2 protein-coding genes are annotated in these 2,661 nt (G+C 42.4%); both read left to right on the top strand.

From position 1 onward, the window contains the following. A partial coding sequence (locus tag RWJ43_RS06605; protein WP_314009134.1) for a PDZ domain-containing protein occupies positions 1-799 on the top strand: 799 nt, incomplete at its 5' end. 61 nt (positions 800-860) lie between these two features. After that, positions 861-2,222, top strand: a complete 1,362-nt coding sequence (locus RWJ43_RS06600; protein ID WP_314009132.1) for a DNA recombination protein RmuC — start codon at positions 861-863, stop codon at positions 2,220-2,222. Positions 2,223-2,661 lie beyond the last annotated feature (439 nt).

Below are 2,661 nucleotides of genomic sequence, written 5' to 3'. Positions count from 1 at the left end.
TTCTGCTCTTTCTCGTGGAGATATGCTTGAGACAGAGGGTGGAGAAACCACTATTTATGCAAACCTCATCCAGGTTGATGCAGCTATTAACCCAGGTAATTCTGGCGGAGCTCTGGTTGACTCTAATGGTCAGCTTGTGGGTATTTGTACGTTGTTCTCGTCAGATACCAAGTCATTTGCGGGTATTGGCTTTGCAATTCCTTCTAACTATGCCATTGATATTGCAAATCAGATTCTTTCTGGCCAACAAGTTAAGCATGCCTATATTGGCCTTTCTATGCAGACCGTTACTCCTCGAGTTGCAAAGCGCAATGATCTCTCGGTAGATTACGGTGCGTATGTAGCAGGCCTTCTTGATGATAGTCCTGCAGAGGGTGCTGGTATTAAAAAGGGTGATGTTATTGTCTCTATTGGTGGAGAGCGCGTAGTTTCTGCTGATGCAGCTATTATTGCCGTTCGCTCTCACAAGATTGGAGAGACCGTTCCTGTAGAGGTCGTACGTGGAGAAGACCGCCTTACTATCAACGTCACGCTTGGTTCTGATGAGACGCTTTCTTCTATGAAAGAGAAAGAAAAGAACAGCAAGAACGAAACAAACAACGTTGATGATAAGCAGGATCGTACTGAAGATGATGATTCCTATAGGTATTACCGCCAGCAAAACTATTGGGAAGAATTCTGGGATTACTTCACTAATCCTTATGGAGATAAAGATGTTAATTCCGATAATCCATTTGTGAATATCGTAGAGAGCATTACCAATAGCATTGCAGAAGCAATCTACGGAATTTTTGGCTAACACTCAGATTGTGTTTGCTGTGTTTGCGTTTGTTTGTTCTGCTATGAGTTAGGGGAGTCTTGTGGATTTGCTTGTGCTGTTAGTTTTGGCTGTAGTTGTCATTGTGCTTATCGTGAGCCTTGTCACACTTTCCTCTAAGCTCTCGCAAGTAAAGACGCTGCAAGAGCAAAGTCAAACATCATCTGCAGAGCTTATAAGAAGCTCCCAAGAGTTGGATCGTCGTGTTACGGATAACATGGCAAAAATGCAAGAGCTTATGGATATAAAGCTTGAGAAGGTAAGAGAGGTAGTTGATCAAAAGCTCACCTCAACACTGCAAAATCAGACAAAGCAGACTGATCAACGCATTGCTCAGCTTGATGCTCGTTTTGATGCTTTTCAGCGTCGTGTGGATGACAACATGAAAGCAACTTCCCAGGCTTCAACTGAGCAGCTTGGCAAGGTTAGAGAGACTGTTGACAAACAGCTCAGCGATATGCGTAAAGAGAACGAGGCAAAACTTGAACTCATGCGTCAGACCGTTGACGAGAAACTCCAGAAAACGCTTGATGAGCGTATGACCCAATCGTTTCAGCGCGTATCTACGCAACTTGAGCAAGTTCATCAAGGCTTGGGAGAAATGCGCGGCCTTGCAGAAGGTGTTGGAGACTTAAAGAAAGTTCTTTCTGGCGTTAAGACTCGCGGAATTGTTGGAGAAATTCAGCTTGGCGCAATTCTAAGAGACATTCTTTCTCCAGAACAGTATGAAGAGAATGTAGCTACTGTTTCTGGCTCTACTGAGCGCGTGGAGTTTGCTGTTAAGTTGCCTGGAGAGTCAGGGGAGACTGTTTGGCTTCCTATTGATTCTAAGTTCCCAGGAGATACGTACGAGCACCTAGTAGATGCAATTAACGCAGGAAATGAAGAGGCTATTGCTGCTGCTAAAAAGGGTCTAGAGACTCGAATTAAGGCAGAGGCAAAAGATATCTCTACAAAGTATATTGCCCCACCAGAGACAACTAACTTTGCTATTTTGTTCCTTCCTTTTGAGGGACTTTATGCAGAGGTAGTCAGTCAGACGGGTCTTCTTGAGCAGCTACAGAGAGAGTATCGCGTTAATGTGTGTGGACCTTCCACTATGGCAGCACTTCTTAACAGTCTTCAAATGGGATTTCAATCTGTTGCTATTCAGAAGCATGCCGACGAAATTCAAAAGGTACTCTCTGCGGTTAAGACAGAGTTTGAGACGTATCAGGTGCAGCTTGAGAAAGCTCAAAAACAGATTAGAACTGCAGAAACCACCATTGATAAGATTCTTACTACTAGAACAAAGGCTATGAACCGCAAGCTCAGAGGTGTTACTGCATTAGAGAGCCTTGAAGATGCACAGAGTACTTTAGGTCTTGTTGAGGGAAGTGTAGAAGATCAAGAGGATGATGAGTAGCACGTATTTTTGAGTGCTGAGTTTCTCTTTTATAGGTAGATAAAAATAGCGTCTTTATGCTTGTCTTTTAAATCAAGAAGAAACATATGAAGTAAATCAGCAAGTTCTATGCAAAGTATCATGGTCTTAAGACTTCCAACATCGCTTTGCCAAATGCCACCTTCATAGAAAACCACTGCTTTCTTTCCGGAACAAATCTCAAAATATCTTTATAAAAATCTGCAAATAGTTTTGCTGAACCAATATCTGTCCACGGGTACTTACTGGTGTCTGCAGGTCTAATTCTCTAAGTCTTTCCTTCTTATCGTCAAAGCATCATAAGCACTTAATTTTCGAACTGGAGTATAGAAAGCTTACGATTTTGAGATAGCATTTTTTATTGTGTATCTCCATAAGTATCAGTTCCACGATATTCATCCCACTTTGATCTATATAGAGC

The sequence above is a fragment of the Lancefieldella parvula genome (assembly GCF_963530955.1).
GTDB classification, from domain to species: Bacteria; Actinomycetota; Coriobacteriia; order Coriobacteriales; family Atopobiaceae; genus Lancefieldella; species Lancefieldella parvula_A.
This window is presented reverse-complemented; position numbering and strand designations above follow the sequence as displayed.